At 67.4% G+C, this 16,412-nt stretch carries 18 protein-coding genes; 7 read left to right on the top strand and 11 right to left on the bottom strand.

Annotated features, from left to right (window positions below; genetic code table 11):
• Positions 1 to 10: 10 nt before the first annotated feature.
• Complete coding sequence (locus ACZ5KW_RS11960) at positions 11 to 502, bottom strand: NYN domain-containing protein (protein WP_343776678.1); 492 nt, start codon at positions 500 to 502, stop codon at positions 11 to 13.
• Positions 503 to 734: 232 nt separating this feature from the next.
• Here ACZ5KW_RS11960 and ACZ5KW_RS11965 point away from each other — a divergent pair, with 232 nt between their 5' ends.
• Together ACZ5KW_RS11965 and ACZ5KW_RS11970 are read left to right on the top strand one after the other, a co-directional pair.
• Complete coding sequence (locus ACZ5KW_RS11965; RefSeq protein WP_343776680.1) at positions 735 to 986, top strand: hypothetical protein; 252 nt, start codon at positions 735 to 737, stop codon at positions 984 to 986.
• A 391-nt stretch (positions 987 to 1,377) separates the two neighbouring features.
• On the top strand, positions 1,378 to 1,986 hold the full coding sequence (locus tag ACZ5KW_RS11970) for a mechanosensitive ion channel family protein (protein ID WP_371152885.1): 609 nt from the start codon (positions 1,378 to 1,380) through the stop codon (positions 1,984 to 1,986).
• Positions 1,987 to 2,037: 51 nt separating this feature from the next.
• On the opposite strand, the gene ilvD is transcribed toward ACZ5KW_RS11970, so the two are convergent.
• Both ilvD and ACZ5KW_RS11980 read right to left on the bottom strand, forming a co-directional pair.
• Positions 2,038 to 3,828 (bottom strand): dihydroxy-acid dehydratase, encoded by a 1,791-nt coding sequence (gene ilvD / locus ACZ5KW_RS11975; RefSeq protein WP_343776684.1) that lies wholly within the window; start codon positions 3,826 to 3,828, stop codon positions 2,038 to 2,040.
• Between the two features lie 117 nt (positions 3,829 to 3,945).
• Positions 3,946 to 4,746 carry a TrmB family transcriptional regulator gene (locus ACZ5KW_RS11980; protein WP_343776686.1) on the bottom strand — a complete coding sequence of 267 codons (801 nt, stop codon included), beginning with the start codon at positions 4,744 to 4,746 and terminating at the stop codon, positions 3,946 to 3,948.
• A 390-nt stretch (positions 4,747 to 5,136) separates the two neighbouring features.
• On the opposite strand from ACZ5KW_RS11980, the gene ACZ5KW_RS11985 reads away from it, so the two are divergent.
• Positions 5,137 to 5,934 carry a TrmB family transcriptional regulator gene (locus ACZ5KW_RS11985; RefSeq protein ID WP_343776687.1) on the top strand — a complete coding sequence of 266 codons (798 nt, stop codon included), beginning with the start codon at positions 5,137 to 5,139 and terminating at the stop codon, positions 5,932 to 5,934.
• 31 nt (positions 5,935 to 5,965) lie between these two features.
• Here ACZ5KW_RS11985 and ACZ5KW_RS11990 read toward each other — a convergent pair whose 3' ends face one another.
• Complete coding sequence (locus tag ACZ5KW_RS11990) at positions 5,966 to 6,307, bottom strand: DUF7344 domain-containing protein (protein ID WP_343776688.1); 342 nt, start codon at positions 6,305 to 6,307, stop codon at positions 5,966 to 5,968.
• Between the two features lie 168 nt (positions 6,308 to 6,475).
• Between ACZ5KW_RS11990 and ACZ5KW_RS11995 the strand changes: the two genes are divergently transcribed.
• Entirely contained in the window at positions 6,476 to 6,712 is a 237-nt protein-coding gene (locus ACZ5KW_RS11995) for a HalOD1 output domain-containing protein (protein WP_343776690.1), read from the top strand.
• Between the two features lie 394 nt (positions 6,713 to 7,106).
• Here ACZ5KW_RS11995 and ACZ5KW_RS12000 read toward each other — a convergent pair whose 3' ends face one another.
• The 6 genes from ACZ5KW_RS12000 to ACZ5KW_RS12025 all read right to left on the bottom strand — a co-directional run bounded on the left by ACZ5KW_RS12000 (position 7,107) and on the right by ACZ5KW_RS12025 (position 10,128).
• Complete coding sequence (locus ACZ5KW_RS12000) at positions 7,107 to 7,283, bottom strand: DUF7511 domain-containing protein (protein ID WP_343776692.1); 177 nt, start codon at positions 7,281 to 7,283, stop codon at positions 7,107 to 7,109.
• A gap of 169 nt (positions 7,284 to 7,452) precedes the next feature.
• Positions 7,453 to 7,764, bottom strand: a complete 312-nt coding sequence (locus ACZ5KW_RS12005) for a HalOD1 output domain-containing protein (RefSeq protein WP_343776694.1) — start codon at positions 7,762 to 7,764, stop codon at positions 7,453 to 7,455.
• A 181-nt stretch (positions 7,765 to 7,945) separates the two neighbouring features.
• Positions 7,946 to 8,257 (bottom strand): HalOD1 output domain-containing protein, encoded by a 312-nt coding sequence (locus ACZ5KW_RS12010; RefSeq protein WP_343776696.1) that lies wholly within the window; start codon positions 8,255 to 8,257, stop codon positions 7,946 to 7,948.
• A 71-nt stretch (positions 8,258 to 8,328) separates the two neighbouring features.
• Positions 8,329 to 8,592: a HalOD1 output domain-containing protein gene (locus ACZ5KW_RS12015; protein ID WP_343776698.1), complete on the bottom strand. Its 264-nt coding sequence runs from the start codon at positions 8,590 to 8,592 to the stop codon at positions 8,329 to 8,331.
• 194 nt (positions 8,593 to 8,786) lie between these two features.
• Complete coding sequence (locus tag ACZ5KW_RS12020) at positions 8,787 to 9,341, bottom strand: DUF7344 domain-containing protein (RefSeq protein WP_343776700.1); 555 nt, start codon at positions 9,339 to 9,341, stop codon at positions 8,787 to 8,789.
• Positions 9,342 to 9,528: 187 nt separating this feature from the next.
• Complete coding sequence (locus ACZ5KW_RS12025; protein WP_343776702.1) at positions 9,529 to 10,128, bottom strand: DUF7344 domain-containing protein; 600 nt, start codon at positions 10,126 to 10,128, stop codon at positions 9,529 to 9,531.
• Between the two features lie 514 nt (positions 10,129 to 10,642).
• On the opposite strand from ACZ5KW_RS12025, the gene glmS reads away from it, so the two are divergent.
• Positions 10,643 to 12,457, top strand: coding sequence for a glutamine--fructose-6-phosphate transaminase (isomerizing) (glmS, locus tag ACZ5KW_RS12030; RefSeq protein ID WP_343776704.1), 1,815 nt, complete (start codon positions 10,643 to 10,645; stop codon positions 12,455 to 12,457).
• 11 nt (positions 12,458 to 12,468) lie between these two features.
• Here the strand turns inward: glmS and ACZ5KW_RS12035 are convergent, their stop codons facing one another.
• Positions 12,469 to 13,473: a glycosyltransferase family 2 protein gene (locus ACZ5KW_RS12035; protein WP_343776706.1), complete on the bottom strand. Its 1,005-nt coding sequence runs from the start codon at positions 13,471 to 13,473 to the stop codon at positions 12,469 to 12,471.
• Between the two features lie 188 nt (positions 13,474 to 13,661).
• Here ACZ5KW_RS12035 and ACZ5KW_RS12040 point away from each other — a divergent pair, with 188 nt between their 5' ends.
• Entirely contained in the window at positions 13,662 to 15,167 is a 1,506-nt protein-coding gene (locus tag ACZ5KW_RS12040) for a lipopolysaccharide biosynthesis protein (protein ID WP_343776708.1), read from the top strand.
• A 60-nt stretch (positions 15,168 to 15,227) separates the two neighbouring features.
• On the top strand, positions 15,228 to 16,400 hold the full coding sequence (locus ACZ5KW_RS12045; protein ID WP_343776710.1) for an FG-GAP repeat domain-containing protein: 1,173 nt from the start codon (positions 15,228 to 15,230) through the stop codon (positions 16,398 to 16,400).
• Positions 16,401 to 16,412: the final 12 nt, after the last annotated feature.

A 16,412-nucleotide genomic window follows, 5' to 3' on the forward strand; every position in this document is an offset into this window, starting at 1 on the left:
GCGGGCGGACCTACCGCGAGGCGGACGGGGAGGCGTCCGCGTCGGTGTCGCCGTCGAGCGTCACCGAGCCGTTGGCCGCGTTCCGGAGCGCGTCCGAGCGGCCGAACTCGCCGGGCGCGATCGCGAGCGTCCGGATCCCGTAGCCGTTCGCCGTCTCGACGACCGGCTTGAAGTCGGTGTCGCGCGAGGCGATCGCGAGCGTCTCCATCCGCCCCTCGGCGGCGAACCGGGCGGCGTCGACCGCGAGCCGCACGTCCACGTCGCCGCTCGTGATCACGACCTCGAAGCCGCGGGCCTCGGCGGCTTGGATCAGCCCCGGCGTCGCGTGTTCGTCGAGGTACAGCCGGGTCGTCACGAGCGGCCCCTCCGCCTCGGCCGCCAGCCGCACGTCGTCGAGGTCGACGTCGAACTCGTCGCGCAACACGTTCGGGCCGTCGACGAACAGCGCCACGCCGCCCGCGTCCGGGTCCGTCTCGCCGCTCGCCTCGTCGCCTTGCTCCATGGCCGCGATCCGAGACCGCCGGAGATAGGCGTGGTGATCCGCGCTCGACCGAGGCGGAGTGCGGCGTCCGGTCCCCCGACCGCCGAGCGGCGGTGCCGCACGCGCCACGGGCGCCGCGTCGAGACTGATCGTTTCGGCACTTGGACACCTTATATTCGTATAACCACCTCCCTCACGACCGTAGTGAATATACGGAGAGTTAAAGTAGGATGTCCAATTATCTGGAAGTAAGATGTCGCAACCAAACGCGTACACCGTCATTTCCGAGCAGAACGATCATGAATGTACCACGGTCCGTGCACATCCGCGGAACGAGACGTACCACGTCGTCGAGTACGCCGACGAGGACGCGCGCGAGCGCGTCGCCGACCTGCCGGTCGGTTCGGTGGTACGCATGGAGCTCTCGCGCGCCGGTCGCCGGAGCAACGTCTGGTGTGCCGACTCGGTCCGGACCGCCGAGACCGACGGGGGCGAGCGGCAGTAGCGCTGGGTCCGCTCCGCGGGCGGCCGCGGGAGACCGTTCCGCGTCCCTCGCCCGCCTCGCCGGAGTCCGTTTCGGGTCCATCGGTCGCTTTCTCGGAGTCCGCCTCCGTTCCCCGTTCGATTCGCCGCGTTCCTCCTCGTTTCCGCTCGTTGCTCGATCCCGAGCGGCGAGTCTCAGACGGTCTCGTCACCGATTACGCACAAGTTACCACAGATGACAGTGCGACGAGGCGATGGCCGAGGCCGTCTCGAAGCGCGCTCCCGCGCCGGTCGTGCTCGTCCGCTGACGGGGCGTCCGACCGCCGGTCCGAATTCCTCCCCGGTTTGCCACCATGCGTTCGGCGACCCTCGCGCCGACCCCAAACGGTTTCCCCCGAGCCACCGCCGATACGATGGAAATGGGAACCGAACCGACACAGCCGATCGCCGAACAGACCGTTCAGGCGGTGTTCGACGAGTTCATCACCGGCGTCGTGGGCGCGATCCCGCGGATCATCTCGGGGATCGTCTTCCTCGCGCTCGCGTACGTCGTTATCAAAGTCATCCTCCTCGTCACGCAGGCCGCGTTCCGGCGGGTCTACCCCGTCGAAGAGGAGCTCGTCGTCGACCTCTCGGTCGCCATCGTCGGCATCTTCCTCTGGTTCGGGGCGGCGCTCGCGCTCTTGAAGATCGTCGGTATGGGCGAGGTGGCGACCAGCCTCGGGTCCGCGGCGGGCTTTATCGGCTTGGGCGTCGCGTTCGCGCTCAAGGACATGATCGCCGACACCGTCGCCGGCGTGTACCTCCTGCGCGACGAGGATTTCAACCACGGAGACGTCGTCGAGACGGCCTCGGTCACCGGGACCATCATCGGGATCGGGCTGCGAAAGACGCGGATCCGCTCTGGGGACGGGAAAACGATCGTACTCGCCAACAAGGACGTGGAGAAGAAGTGGACGCAGCACGCGACGGGTGACGCGTCGGACGTGCCCGGCGACGCGACCGTCTCGGACGCGGCGTGACGCCGGCAACGCGGCACGGCTACGGAACGGGCGCCGGAACTCCGTGTCCGCTCAGCGCTCGCGCGTGAGCCGGGGGTTCGTCACCGCGCCGAGGTCCGCCGACGCGAAGTCGCGCGCGTACTTCGCGAGGACGCCGCCCTCGTAGGGGGGTTCGGGCGTCTCCCACTCGTCGCGGCGGGCGGCCAGTTCCTCCTCGGAGAGGTCGACTTCGAGGTCGCGCTCGGGGATGTCGACCGTGACGTGGTCGCCGTCCTCGATGAGTCCGATCGGGCCGCCGACGGCGGCCTCGGGTGCGACGTGGCCGATCATCGGGCCGCGGGTGCCGCCCGAGAAGCGGCCGTCGGTGAGCAGCGCCACGTCGTCCTCGTGGCCCGCGCCCACGACGGCGGCGGTGACGCCGAGCATCTCGCGCATCCCGGGCCCGCCGCGGGGCCCCTCGTTGCGGATGACGATCACATCTCCGGACTCGATCCCGCCGGACTGGACGTACTCCATCGCCTCCTCCTCGTCTTCGAACACTCGGGCCGGACCCTCGTGGTAGAACTCGTCGTCGCCGGTCACCTTCAGCACCGCGCCGTCGGGCGCGAGGTTGCCGTCGAGGACCTTGATCGCGCCCTCGGGCTCTTTCGGCTCGTCGACGGTGTAGAGAAAGTCGGCCTCGATCTCCGAATCTTCGGGGAGGTCCCCTCGCTCTTCCAGTTCCGCGATCTCCTCGGCGAGCGTCCGACCGGTCACGGTCATCGCGTCGCCGTGGAGCAGGTCGGCCTCCAGCAGCCGCCGGAGCACGACCGGCACGCCGCCGATCTCGTGGAGGTCGTTCATCACGCGGGTGCCGCCGGGCTGGAGGTTCGCGACCTTCGGGGTCCGCCGCGAGATCTCGTCGAAGTCGTCGATTGAGAGGTCGACGTCGGCCTCGGCGGCGAGCGCGAGGAGGTGGAGGACGCCGTTCGTGGAGCCGCCGATGGCGGTCTGGAGCGCGATCGCGTTCTCGAAGGACTCCCGCGAGAGGATGTCGGAGGGGCGGCGGTCGTTCTCGATGCAGTCCATGACGAGTTCGCCCGCGCGCTCGGCGACGGCGTAGCGCTCGGGGTCCTCGGCGGGCGCCGAGGCGGAGCCGAGCGGCGCCAGCCCGAGCGCCTCGGCGATGGAGGCCATCGTGTTCGCGGTGAACATCCCGCCGCAAGAGCCCGCGCCGGGGCAGGCGTGGCGCTCTAGATCGTCGAGTTCGTCCGCGTCCATGTCCCCTTGCGCGTACGTCCCGACCCCCTCGAACACCTGGACGATCGTCACGTCGCGCCCGTCGTGTTGGCCGGGCATGATCGAGCCGCCGTAGAGGAACACGCTGGGGAGGTCGGTGCGGATGGCGGCCATCATCATCCCGGGGAGGTTCTTGTCGCAGCCGCCGACCGTCACGAGGGCGTCCATGCGCTCGCCGAAGGAGACGAGTTCGACGCTGTCGGCGATCACTTCCCGCGAGATCAGGCTCGCCTTCATCCCCTCGGTACCCATCGAGATGGCGTCGGAGATGGTGATCGTCCCGAACTCGATGGGCATCCCGCCCGCCGCGTCGACCCCGTCGAGCGCGGCGTCGGCCACGTCGTCGAGGTGGACGTTACACGGGGTGATGTCGGCCGCCGGGTTCGGCACGCCGACGATGGGCGACGAGAGGTCCTCGTCGTCGAACCCCATCGCGCGGAACATCGCCCGGTGTGGCGCCTTGTCCGGTCCCTCGGTCACGTCTCTGCTCCGGAGGTCTTCGTCCTTTCCGCCGGCGAATCGGTCGGTGTCCTCCCGGCGGCGCCGCCGCTCGTCGTCGTCAGATTGCGACTGCTGTTCGCTCATACTCGCCCCTGTCGCTCGGGGCTCTTAAACCGCCGCGTCGGGGCGAGGGTTGCTCGGCGGGGCGAACCAGTTCGGCCCGGCGGTGAGGGGGTCGGCCGACGTCGACGTGTCGGACCGCTACTGCGGGTCGCGAGCGGGGATCAGCCCCTGGGCCATGAGCCGCCGGGAGATCACGACGAGGCCGTTCCCGAACCCCTCGCCGAAGATCGCCTGCTCCTCTTTGTTGTCGGGAATGATCGTGCTGACGAGGATCGTCGAGCGGTCGACCAAGAGGAGCCGCCCGATCGCCGTCTCGTCGGCCGGCAAGTCTTGGTCCCGTAACCATTCGAGCCCCGAAACGAACGTCGTGGCGTTCGGAACGGCCGTTTCGATCTCTTCCCGAAGCGGCTCGGACAGGGCCCCGACGACCAGATCGATGTCGTCGTCGACGCCGTTGAGCGTCTCGATGAGGTCGTCGGTGAGAAGCGAACCGTCGCCCACGACGAGGACGATCTCCTCTTCCGCCGCGCCGATGAGCTGGTCCGCCCTGCTCTCGATCGCGTCCCGACCGGTCATCGCCCAGATCTCCTGTACCGGGGACTCCTCGTCGTCCTCGACGGTCTCGATGGTGTCGAGCGCGTTCCGGAGCCGCCCCACGCGCTCCTCGTACTGGCCGCGGAGCGTCTCCGTCGCCTCCTCCAGCGAAACGGCGCGGAACCGCTGCGGGCTCGAGTGTTGGATCTCGACTAATCCCTGCGCCTCCAGCACTCGTATCGCGTCGTACACGCGGGTCCGCGGGACCTCCGTGATCTCGCTGAGCTTCTTCGCGGTGCCGGTGTTGAGCCGAGCGAGCCCGACGAAGCATCGGGCCTCGTACTCCTTCAGACCGAGTTGCTGGAGGATCTCGATCGCTTCCTCCACGTTTTTTGACGTATCCATGTGTCCCAACCTCTCGGGATCCCCCCGAGATTCGCATGAGGATTACCCCCGGGAAGGGATAGGCATTGTCACTATCGGAGTGACGAACGAGTCCGTTTTGCGCGCTCTTCGCCCCAGCTCTCGGCACGGCGCGTGCCTGAACGATATCCGGCCCAGAGAGGTTGTCACGTTCATAGTGACTAAACCCGTGACGCTCCGTGTCAGCTCGAAATACGCCCACAGGTATATTCCCCCGGAATAACTCAGTTAATCACAAAAAGGATAACTACGTGGGGCACGGGTCATTACTCGCACGCAGTCCAGTCGAGTGTCCCAACCACCCTACTGCTGCGTGCCCGGTCCGGTCACCTCGTTTCGGGGTGACCGGGTTCTCAACACTCGACACTACCGATGAACGACGAGCCGATCGAAGACCCGCAGTCGGCAGCCGTCGAACAGCTCGAACAGTTCGGGCTGAGCGCGTACGCCGCGCGGACCTTCGTCGCGCTCTCGGCGCTGGAGTCCGGGACGGCCAAGGACGTGAGTCGCGCGTCGGAGGTCCCGCGGACGCGGGTGTACGACGCCATCGACGAACTCCACGAGAGGGGACTCGTCGACGTGCTCCAGTCGTCGCCGAAGCAGTTCCGCGCCACCTCGGCCGAGACCGCGAGTCGGACGTTCGAACACGAGCTCCGACATCGGGCGGGCGTCCTCCGGGCGGCCCTGAGCGAACTCGAACCCGTGGACCACCGGACCGAACAGCGCGGCGTCTGGACGGTCGACGGCCGGCAGCCGGTCACGGAGCGCGTCCTCGAGTTCTTCGCGAGCGCGGACGAGGAGATAGTGTACATGACCGTCGAGGACCTGCTCACCGACGAGGTGATCGACGGACTGAGCGAGGCCGCGGGACGCGGCGTCTCGGTCAAGCTCGGCGGCGTCTCGCCGGCCGTTCAAGAGCGCATTCGAGACGACATCCCCGGGGCGACGATGTTCGAGTCCCTGTGGGTCTGGTCGGACACGTCGGCGGGACGACTGCTGATGATCGACCGCCGCAAGACGCTCGTCAGCGCGCTCGTCAACGGCGCGGACGCGTCCAGGTCAGACCCGCGGTCGGAGACGGCCATCTGGGGCGAAGGCGAAGCGAACAGTCTCTCGGTCGTGTTGAAGGCGATGTTCACCTACCGGTTAGAGCGCGAGGACGCGATCTGAGCGACGCGCTCGATCGGGTCGACACCCTCGATCACGTGCCGTAAGGCGTCGGCTCGTGCTCGGTCGGAAGGGCGTCTAACACCGCTTCGACGCGTTCGTCGGGTCGGTACCGGATCACGCCCTCGTCTCGTCTGTGTTCGATGAGGCCGTGGTCGGCCAGTTTGGGCAGGTGGCTGTGGATCAGTCGGATCTCGAGTCCCTCTCGGTCCGTATCAGCCGGGAGCGACTCAGTCGCGTCCGCGTCGTGGAGGTCGTCGACGAGTTCCTCGAACGTCGTCTCCCCGTCCGAGTCGGTTCGCAACCGCCGAATGACCCGTCTTCGCTGGCGGTCAGCGACGAGAGACAGCGCGGCGTCGAGACGTGATTCACTCACGACAGAGCGGTCGGTGCCCACGGGTATCAAGTGACCAGTTCCTCACGCCCGGACTTTTTTTCATTAACAGAGTAACGGTCGGCCGACGACCGGTCGTTCTCCGTCCCGCATCCCTGACGGCGGTCCGAATGGACAACCTTATGATTATAAATAAGGGAATTAACGGTCGTGACTCAAGCCCTCATCGAGGAGGTAGCAAGAGCCCTCGCCGACGTCGAATCGGTGGAGCCACACGAACTCGACGTCTCCATCGAGGACCACGTCTCCACCGACGCGATCCGCGACCTCGTGAGCCACGACAGCGACTCGTGGCGCCTCCGGTTCGAAACGCCGAACCACGTCGTCGAGGTCACGGGGACCGAACAGATCCTCGTCGACGGCGAACAGGTCCGATCCCCTCGCTGAACGCGGCCCGCCGGACGCCGGACGACGAGTTCACTCGTCGTCGGGGACGAGCATCTCGGGGTCGCGTTCGTACTTCGGGGTCGACACGAACGTCGCGATCCGCCGCTTGTCGGCTTCCGTGATGGAGCTTTCCATACCCACCCATTAAGCCGAGGTAACTTGAGTAATAAGTCCGTTCCGGTCGGTAGTCCGTCGATACTCGGCACCGATCGCGGGAGGCGACGGCTTCGCGGACTCGCGTGCCGAACGGCCGGACGGACGCGGGCCGGAGACGCGGTCACACCGCCGGTCTCACGGCTGGCGTCAGACCGGTCTCCGCGACCGATCAAACGGCGTTTCACGGGTCAGTACGCGGAGCGGGGAACCGGTTCGGAGGGCGGGAGTCGAGAGCGCGTCACCGCATGGTGGCCGCAGAGCAGTAGGCCTCCTCGCGGGCGGTGATCCACGCGGTCGTTCGGCGTTCGTCGTCGACGTCCCTCGGGAATATCGTACACTCGGTCGACCGCCCGTCGTCGCTGACGACGGCCGCTTCGTACGCCTCGTATCTCGGGGTCGGTGAGTCCCGATCCATCGGATATCGGCGAGACCACCGCCGAACTGATTGTTATAGACGGCTTACACGACCGCGACGACCGACGGACTCGACGGGGAAACCGACTGCGGCGAGTCTGAAGCGGGGGGCGCTCGACGAGGCAGGCGCTAGCGGGGTAGCGACGGAAACGGACGACGATATCGCCGAGTTACTCGCTTTGAGGGTCAGTAGAACTGTGTTTCACGGCGACTTCACCGTCGTTCAGGACGGTCACCTCGCAGCGGGCGAACGAGAACGCGAGCGACATCGGGCCGTCGCTCGAACGAACCAGCGAATCCAGCGCGTCCGGGTCGAGAGCGCCGTAGAGCTGCGGCAGGTCCAGCTGTTCGCGGTTCGTCGCCTCCGACACCGCCTCGACCACACCGGTGCTCGGTGCCGTCGACTCCCAGTCGTACGCTGTCCGAAATTCGTCCGTCCCCGCCGCGCCGAACTCGGAGACATCTCGATCCACTTCGTTCATTCAGATACATATTACTCGGGCGAACCCACTACTAACTCTTATGAATTCCAGCGGGTCGGTCGGGAGGCGACTCAATTCATCGGTTTTCGGGGACCGGCCGCCGATCCGGGGAGGTCGACCGCGTCGCGTCACGCGCGACATGTCAGATTGATATACGGTCCGGGCGGCGCAACGCCGCTCGTCACTCGTCGGCGTCGTCCCGGGCCGCCGTGCGGACGACGACCGTTCCGCTGCCGTGGACGACGACGGTCCGCTCGGCGAGGGGAAACGAGACGCGGGTTCCGGCCGCCGGTCGGTCGTCGCCGTCAGACCGGAAGATGTCGTCCAGCGCGTCGGGATCGATGCGATCGTACAGCGGGCCGAACGAGACGGGCCCGCCGGCCACGACGTCTGCGACGACCTCCACGACCGCGTCCGACGGCCTCGTGTCCGACCAATCGTATCGTTCGCGTGCCTCGATCGCTCCGCGCTCCGACACCCTGTCCTGTTCCATGCCCCTACCTTTCGACGCGGGTGTATAACTTTGTTGTGAGTATCTAGGTGACACGTTTACTCCGGGGGCGCTCACGCGCTCGTGTCCGGCGAGCGCTCGCCCGGAGTCCGTTGCGGCCGGACGTACACCGTGGAGTCGGCACAGACGAACACGGACATTCCGGCGTACGAGAAGGCGATCGTCACGTCGTGTGAACGGTCCTCCGTCACCACCGCGTCGAGTCCGTCGGTGTCGATCGCCTCCGAGAGCGGTGGGAGCGCGTCCACCGGCTCCCCGAGCGCGTCGGAGACGGTTTCGCTCACGGTGACACAGATCTCCTTGTGAACGCTGCTCATACAACGGTGGAGACGCCCTTAGTAATTAATAATAAAGAACATATTCGATCCTCCCTCGTGCTTACTCGAACCGCGCTTTTCGTGTTCCTATGCTTACACCTACGCGGTTTGAAAATTACTGGGGTGGAAGTCGGGAACGACCGCACCTCGCCCTCCGACGGCCGGAACGGAACCCGTGACCGCTCTCGGGCGGGTCACTGGTCGTACTGGCTCAGTTCGACCGGAACCTGCTCGGTGTCGTTTTGCATCCGCCAGTACTGCCCGACGATCGACGCGACGAGCGCGACGAGGGTGGCGACACCTACTACCAGTAGCGAGACGGCCCCGAAGACGGCGACGTTCAGCGCCGACAGCGACAGCGCGGTCGCCCCGACCACCGTGAGGAGGAAGTAATGGAATCGCCACGGGTACGTCGTCCGGTCGTCCGTCGTGAGGTACTCGTCGATGTCGTCTGCCCGTTCGGCGAGCCGGACGACCCCGCTGTCTTTGTCGTACTCGATGGTGTTCATCTCCGCCATCTTCGGGAGGTGCGTCTGGTACAGGGAGACGTAGACGCGCTTGCGCTGTTGGCTCGTCAGTTCGTCTACGGGAACGTCGTTCTCCATCGACGCGATCTCCGTGGCGAGCTCCTGCATGTCGACCGACCCGCCGTTCGTCCGGAGGTAGTACAGCACCATCCGACGCCGGTGGTTGCTCAGTAGTTCGAACACGCCGTCCGGCGTCAACGGCTCCGTCTCGGCGGAACTCATCGCCAGGCGTACCGGTCCCGTTCGTCGGTTCCGTCTCCGTTCATGTCCCGTCTCTTTCCCAAACGGGACATAGTTATGGACCGGATTATCTCCTCGTAGGACGCTCCTAACGGGCGTTTTCGTCGCAGTCACTTCCCCTGACGCGAGCGCTATCCGGGCGGTAGGAACCCGGAAGACCGGTGTCGCGTTACTCGAAGTACCGGAACGCCGACACGCCGACGAGCGCCCCGACGAGGAGCGCCGTCGTCACTTGGAACACGGTGTTCGATCCGATCGCGCCGAGGACGACGGGGACGGCGAGGACGACGGCGGCGACGAGCGACAGCGTCGAGTGGTACTCGGTCCACCCCGAGTCGTCGGCGTCTTCGTCGACGGAGAGATACCGCTCGAAGAGGTCAGTGTTGTCCGCGGTCTCGATATGGCCGCGCGGTTTGTTGTACGCGATCGCGCCGTAGTCGTCCATCTTCGGCAGGTGGCACTGGTAGAGCCCGACGTAGACGCGCTTGCGTTCCTGTGAGGTGATCTGTCTGATGTCTTTGCCCGTCTCGCGCGCGGCGATCTCCTCGGCCAACTCGTCCAGTGTCACCCCCTCGTTCTCGTCTTCGATCAGGTATCGCAGCACCCGTCGGCGCCGTTGGTTCTTCAGGATCTCGAACAGCTGATCGAACCCGATCGGCGCCTGCTCGATGTTCAACGGCTCGACGCTCGAACCGGCGGCTTCCGGTCCCGACGACTCCGGATCGGCCTGACTCTCCGGGCGAGTTTCGGCTTCTGGATCGGCGTTCATTTCACACCTCTGTTCCAATTTGTCACAGAACTATGCGTCTTTGTTGTCTTTTCGTTCATCATTGTCGGGATATTTGTTATCTTGCTACGTTGGTGACGAGTCTACGTGTGAGGGGCCTTACCGGGTAATTTCATGTTTCTTACTTAACTCTTCTATATTTTCACAGACTGTTTGTGTACTGAATAAACGAGAGAATCCGGTCCTCGTCGCGACGCGCCGGAGGACACCGACGTGTCGGGTCCGGCCGCTCGGACCGTCCGCTTCACCCGGAAATCGCGCGACCTCGCTCGCGCGAGGACGGCCGAAAGAGACGTTAAAACCCACGGAGAACGGCGGAGCGCTGGACGGGGTATCAGCCACATACTCGCGGTCCGGAGCGAAATCCGGTCCATAACAAAGTACATCTCTGGGTATGTGACGGCATGGAAATCGGTCCCTGTACGAACACGAACGGTGCGCGCCGACTACCCGAGACGGCGTGTGCGGGCGGCGAGGCCGACGGGGTGACGAGGTAATGTGCGGCATCGTGGCTCGGATCGGCGAGAGCGACGAGGCGGTCGACGAGCTGCTCGCCGGACTGGACAACCTCGAGTACCGCGGCTACGACTCGGCGGGCATCGCCGTCCAGCGGGACTGCGGCGTGGACGTTCGCAAACGTGCGGGCGGCATCGACACGCTCCGGAACGCGCTCGCGGCGGCCCCGTCGGGCGGGGCCGTCGGCATCGGTCACACCCGGTGGAGCACCCACGGGCCGCCGACCGACGCGAACGCACACCCGCACACCGACTGTCTCGACGACGTCGCCGTCGTCCACAACGGGATCATCGAGAACTACCAGCGGCTCCGTCAGGAGCTCTCCCGGGCGGGACACGTCTTCGAGAGCGACACGGACACCGAGGTCATCCCGCACCTGATCGAGTCGGCGCTCGCGGACGGAGCGGCCCCCGCGGCGGCGTTCCGCGCTGCCGTCGATCGGATCGATGGGAGCTACGCCGTCGCCGCCGTCATCGGCGGTCGGAAGGCGGTGTACGCGGCGCGGAACGACTCACCGCTGGTGGTCGGCGCGGGCGACTCGACGCAGTACCTCGCCAGCGACGTGCCCGCGTTCCTGGAGTTCACCGACCGCGTCGCGTACCTCGAGGACGGCGACGTGGTCCGGGTCACCCCGAGCGGCTTCACGGTCACCGACGCGGACGGCGAGCGCGTCCGCCGCGCGACCGAGACCGTCGACTGGGACCCGAAGGACACCGGCAAGGGAGGGTACGACCACTACATGCTCAAAGAGATCAACGAGCAGCCGACCGCCCTCGGACGGTCCGTCAGCGGCCGGACCGACTCGGCCGGGAGCACGGTCGACCTCGACGGGTTCCCGGCGGGCGAGTTCGAGGGGGTCGACCGGGTCCATCTGGTCGCGATGGGGACCTCCTACCACGCGGCGATGTACACCGAAGCGCTGCTGGCGCGCCGGGGCGTTCCGGCGCGCGCCTTCATGTCCTCGGAGTACGCGTCGTCCCCGCCGCCCGCGGAGGACGGCACGCTCGTGATAGCGATCTCACAGAGCGGCGAGACCGCGGACACCATCGCGGCCGTCAGGGCGGCCCGGGCGGAGCGGACGCTGGTGGTCACGAACGTCGTCGGGTCGTCGCTGACGAGGGAGTGCGACGACGCCCTCTTGGTCCGTGCCGGCCCGGAGATCGGCGTCGCCGCGACGAAGTCCTTCTCCTCGCAGGTCGCGACGCTGTCGCTGCTCTCCGAGCGGATCCGTCGGGACGTGGTCGGCACGCCGTCGCCGGACGCGGAGGCGTTCCTGTCCGCACTGACGCGACTGCCCGACCAGGTTCGACAGGTCGTCGAGAGCCCCGCCGCCGAGGAGATCGCCGACGCGTTCACCGACTCCGAGGCGTACTTCTTCATCGGTCGCGGGCCGGGCCACGCGGTCGCGCTGGAGGGGGCACTGAAATTCAAGGAGATCACCTACGAGCACGCCGAGGGGTTCACCGCCGCCGAGCTGAAACACGGCCCGCTGGCGCTCGTCACCGAGGACACGCCGGTGTTCGCGGTGTTCAACGGCGGCTCCGACGACACGGAGACGCTCGGCAACGTCAAGGAGATCCGGGCCCGCGGCGGTCCGGTCATCGCCGTGGCGAGCGGGGACACCCCCGACCTCGAGGGGATCGCCGACCACGTCCTGTCGGTCCCGTCCACCCACCCGGAACTCGTGGGCGTGCTCGCCAACGTCCAGCTCCAGCTCGTCGCCTATCACGCCGCCAGACGCCGCGGCCGCTCCATCGACAAGCCGCGCAACCTCGCGAAGAGCGTCACGGTCTGAAGGCGGCGCCGTCAGCCGTTCCCTTCCTCGCCCGACCGGTCGGCGTCACCGCGACCCCGCCACGACACCGCCGCCGTCGTCCACCGGCCCGCGAGCGACTCGTAGGCCCGTCGCAGCCCTCGCACGCCCCGCCACGCCGGGGCCCCGCCGAGCGCCACCAACAGGTAGACCCACGTCTGCCGCTGTCCGGGGTCGTGACGCACCGAGCGCGCCAGCCAGCGGCGCGCCTCCCCGTAGCGCCCGTTCTCCAGCGCGGTCGCGCCGAGCTTCCGCGAGAGCGACGCGACGAGCATCCGCTCGCAGCCGGCGCCGTACTCGGCGGCCGACGCCCGGTGTGCGTCGAGGAACCGCGGGTAGGCCACGTCACGGGCGGCCTCGAAGTCGTCGGTGAGCTGGTCGTACTCCCCCAACCCGCGCCGGACCAGCTCCTCTGGGACCGACCGGAACTGCCCGTGTTCGGAGAGCCGGACGTACCACTCGCGGTCCTCCCAGATCGGGAGCGCCTCGTCGAAGGCACCGGCGTCGTCGATGGCCGCCCGGCGCACCATGAACGCCGAGGTCGGAACGCACGGGGCCCCGCGGAGCAGCGCCTCGGTGACGTCCCCGGACAGCGACGGGGAGCGGCCGCCGACGCGTTCGCCGTCGCGCACGGCGAACTGCCCCGTGTACACGGCGACGACGCCGGGCTCGAACGCCGACACCTGCCGCTCGATCTTCTCGGGGAGCCACCTGTCGTCGTCGTCGAGGAACGCGACGTACTCCCCGTCAGCGGCGCGAATCCCGACGTTCCGGGCGGCGCCCGGTCCCCGGCCGTCGTCGCGCCGGTACGTGACCGGCCGGTCACCGGCGCGGCGGCGCGCGAGCGACTCGACCGGCTCGCTGGACCCGTCGACGACGACGAGTTCAATGTTCGGGTACGTCTGCGCCCGGACGCTGGCGACGGCGTCCTCGAGTTTCGCCGGCCGATCGCGGGTTATCACGATCGCGCTGACCAACGGTCGGTCCGGTGTCTCCATTGGATGGACGTGCCCCGGGAACCGTATTGTTAGGACGGTCGTTACCGCGGGCCGCTCGTCACGGCGCCCGGCGTGACCCCGGGTTCGACACCACGCGACGCGGTCCGGCGTCCCCTCGACGGGCCGGTAACGCGTACATAACAATGCCCGAAACACGGGTCTGCGGAGACGGACCAACTCACCGCACCATGTCAGTTCTCTCCTCGGTTCGTCGACTCCTCACGCGGCTCACTCCGGGCGGCGACCTCACCGAACAGACGGTCAAGAGCGGCATCTGGGCCACGATCACGAACGTCCTCGATCGCGGCCTCCAACTGCTGATGATCGCGATCCTCGCCCGGATGCTCACGCCGGCCGACTTCGGGCTGCTCGGGATCGCCCTGTTGACGCTGACGGCGTTCAAGCGCTTCTCCAACATCGGGTTCGACCAGGCGCTCATCCAGAAGGCGTCCGGGAACGTCGACGACTACCTCAACACGTACTGGAGCATCGAGATCCTCCGCGGCCTCCTGCTCGCCGGGATCCTCGTGGTCATCGCGCCCTTCGTCGCCGGGTTCTTCGACGAACCGCGGGCCACCCCGATCCTCCGAGTCATCGCGCTCACGCCGCTGCTCCTCGGTCTCCGGAACCCCGGCATCGTCTACTTCAGGAAGAACCTCGAGTTCCACAAGGAGTTCCTCTACACGATGAGCGGCTCGCTGACGAACTTCGTCGTCGCGCTCGCCGTCGCGCTCGCGACCCAGAGCGTCTGGGCGCTCGTGCTCGGCTACGTCGCCTCCGACGCCGCTCGCATGCTGACGTCGTACGCGGTCCACGGCTACCGCCCGTGGCCGGACTTCGACGTTGAGATCGCCCGCGACCTGTTCGGGTTCGGGAAGTGGATCACCGGCTCTGAGAGCATCTACTTCCTCATCAACCAGGGCGACGACGCGGTCATCGGGTGGCTGCTGTCGGCCGCGTCGCTCGGGCTGTATCAGGTCGCCTACCAGTTCGCCAAGGCGCCGGCGACGGAGATCTCACAGATCATTTCGAGCGTCGCGTTCCCGGCCTACTCGAAGCTTCAAGACGACATTCCGGCCCTCCGGTCGGCGTTCTACCGGACGCTTCAGGTGACGATGGTGATCTCCTTTCCCGCCTCCGTCGGCATCGCGACGGTCGCCCCGACGTTCGTCGAGGCGGTCTTCGGCCCCGACTGGCTGCCGATGGTGCCGGTGATGCAACTCGTCGCGGTGTACGGACTGCTCATCGCGCTCGGTTCCGCCTACTCCCCGGTCTGGAAGGCCCTCGGCCGACCCGACTACATGGCGAAACTCGGCGCCTTCCGGCTCGTGTTGACCGCGATCATCATCATTCCCGCCACCCGCGAGTTCGGGATCGTCGGGGCCGCCGCGGCCGTCCTCGGCGTCTACGTCTTCCCGGTGATGCCCATCGACGTGTACCTCGTCATCGACTCGGTCGAGACGAGCCTCGGCCGACTGCTCCGGGAGATGTCGTACCCGGCGCTCGCGAGCCTCCTCATGGGCGGCGTCGTCCTCTGGTTACAGGCGACGCTGACGCTCCCGTGGGTGTTCCTCGAGCTGGTCGTCCTCGTCGCGGCCGGCGCCGCGGTGTACGGGGTCGCGGTACTGCTGCTCGAGACGCAACTGAATTGGGAGCTCCGGGAGACGCTCCGGAACTTCGCGGGGGCGATCTGACACCCGAGCCGGCCGCGTAAGCGATCGATAACAAAGCCGACCGCGGTCCAGCGGGAATCCATGCAGACACAGCGACCCCGCTTTCGCCACGAGGTCATCGACCCCGCGCCTCCGACGACGAAGCTCGGGATCTGTCTGACGACCGACCTCACCGGCAACGGCCGCCCGGACGTCATCGTCGGGGGGACGGGGCCGGAAACGAAGCTGTTCGTGGCCGGCGGCCGGACCCGCCTGCCGAGCGTGGAGGGGATCAAGCAGGCGACGGGACTCGCCGGGCCGACGCTGTTCTGGTACGAGAACCCCGGTTGGGAGCGGCACGCCATCGCCGACGTGCCGCAACTCGGGGTCGGCTGTTCGCTCGGCGACGTGAACGGCGACGGCCGGGTCGACGTCCTCGCCGGTCAGGGAATCCATTACAACGCGGTCTACTGGTTCGAACAGCCGGCGGACCCCCGGTCGCGGTGGGAGAGACACCTGGTGACCGACCGCTTCGAGAAGTACCACGACCTCGCGTTCGGCGACGTGGACGACGACGGCGACCCGGAGGTGGTCGGGCTGTCACAGCGCTCCGGCGCGGTGTTCTACTACGACGTTCCCGACGACCCGACGGGCGGGCCGTGGCCGGAACGGAACTGTCACGTCGTGGACGGCGACAGCGACGCGGAGGGCGTGTGGATCGGCGACGTCGACGGGGACGGTCGGACGGAGCTCGTCGTCGGCACCGACCTCTACCGCCGCCGCGAGGGGACCCACGAGTGGGACCGCGAGCCGATCGCCACCGGCTGGGACGACGTCCGCGTCGCGGTCGGCGACGTGGACGGCGACGGCGAGCCCGAGGTCGTGCTCGCGGAGGGCGACTCGCCTACCTACGGCACCCACCCCGGACGGGTCGGGTGGTTCGACCGCCGGGACGACGGCTGGGCGGAGACCGTGATCGCAGAGGACCTGTTCTGTCCCCACACGCTACAGCTCGCCGACTTCGACGGGAACGGCCGACTCGACGTGTACGCGGCGGAGATGAGCCTCGGCGAGAACGAGGTCCCGCGACACTACCTGTTCAGGAACGAGGGGGACGGTCGGTTCGAGGAGTCCGTCGTCGCGGAGGGGGTCGAGACCCACGAGGCGAAGGCCGTCGACCTCTCGGGGAACGGCCTCCCGGACGTCGTCGGGAAGTCGTACACGCCGGACCACCACGTCGACGTCTGGCACAACGAGGGAGGCGCCGACCGGTGATACGGCGCCGAG

This window comes from Halorubrum ejinorense (assembly GCF_055389685.1).

What these genes read in the sequence shown, in the direction of transcription:
- ACZ5KW_RS11980 (WP_343776686.1), bottom strand. Translation starts at nt 4,746, where the DNA reads ATGGATACGTCAAAAAACGTGGAGGAAGCGATCGAGATCCTCCAGCAA.
- ACZ5KW_RS12035 (WP_343776706.1), bottom strand. Translation starts at nt 13,473, where the DNA reads ATGGAGACACCGGACCGACCGTTGGTCAGCGCGATCGTGATAACCCGC.
- ACZ5KW_RS12045 (WP_343776710.1), top strand. Translation starts at nt 15,228, where the DNA reads ATGCAGACACAGCGACCCCGCTTTCGCCACGAGGTCATCGACCCCGCG.
- ACZ5KW_RS12000 (WP_343776692.1), bottom strand. Translation starts at nt 7,283, where the DNA reads ATGGATCGGGACTCACCGACCCCGAGATACGAGGCGTACGAAGCGGCC.
- ACZ5KW_RS12015 (WP_343776698.1), bottom strand. Translation starts at nt 8,592, where the DNA reads ATGAGCAGCGTTCACAAGGAGATCTGTGTCACCGTGAGCGAAACCGTC.
- glmS (WP_343776704.1), top strand. Translation starts at nt 10,643, where the DNA reads ATGTGCGGCATCGTGGCTCGGATCGGCGAGAGCGACGAGGCGGTCGAC.
- ACZ5KW_RS11970 (WP_371152885.1), top strand. Translation starts at nt 1,378, where the DNA reads ATGGAAATGGGAACCGAACCGACACAGCCGATCGCCGAACAGACCGTT.
- ACZ5KW_RS12005 (WP_343776694.1), bottom strand. Translation starts at nt 7,764, where the DNA reads ATGAACGAAGTGGATCGAGATGTCTCCGAGTTCGGCGCGGCGGGGACG.
- ilvD (WP_343776684.1), bottom strand. Translation starts at nt 3,828, where the DNA reads ATGAGCGAACAGCAGTCGCAATCTGACGACGACGAGCGGCGGCGCCGC.
- ACZ5KW_RS11985 (WP_343776687.1), top strand. Translation starts at nt 5,137, where the DNA reads ATGAACGACGAGCCGATCGAAGACCCGCAGTCGGCAGCCGTCGAACAG.
- ACZ5KW_RS12025 (WP_343776702.1), bottom strand. Translation starts at nt 10,128, where the DNA reads ATGAACGCCGATCCAGAAGCCGAAACTCGCCCGGAGAGTCAGGCCGAT.
- ACZ5KW_RS12020 (WP_343776700.1), bottom strand. Translation starts at nt 9,341, where the DNA reads ATGAGTTCCGCCGAGACGGAGCCGTTGACGCCGGACGGCGTGTTCGAA.
- ACZ5KW_RS11960 (WP_343776678.1), bottom strand. Translation starts at nt 502, where the DNA reads ATGGAGCAAGGCGACGAGGCGAGCGGCGAGACGGACCCGGACGCGGGC.
- ACZ5KW_RS12040 (WP_343776708.1), top strand. Translation starts at nt 13,662, where the DNA reads ATGTCAGTTCTCTCCTCGGTTCGTCGACTCCTCACGCGGCTCACTCCG.
- ACZ5KW_RS11965 (WP_343776680.1), top strand. Translation starts at nt 735, where the DNA reads ATGTCGCAACCAAACGCGTACACCGTCATTTCCGAGCAGAACGATCAT.
- ACZ5KW_RS12010 (WP_343776696.1), bottom strand. Translation starts at nt 8,257, where the DNA reads ATGGAACAGGACAGGGTGTCGGAGCGCGGAGCGATCGAGGCACGCGAA.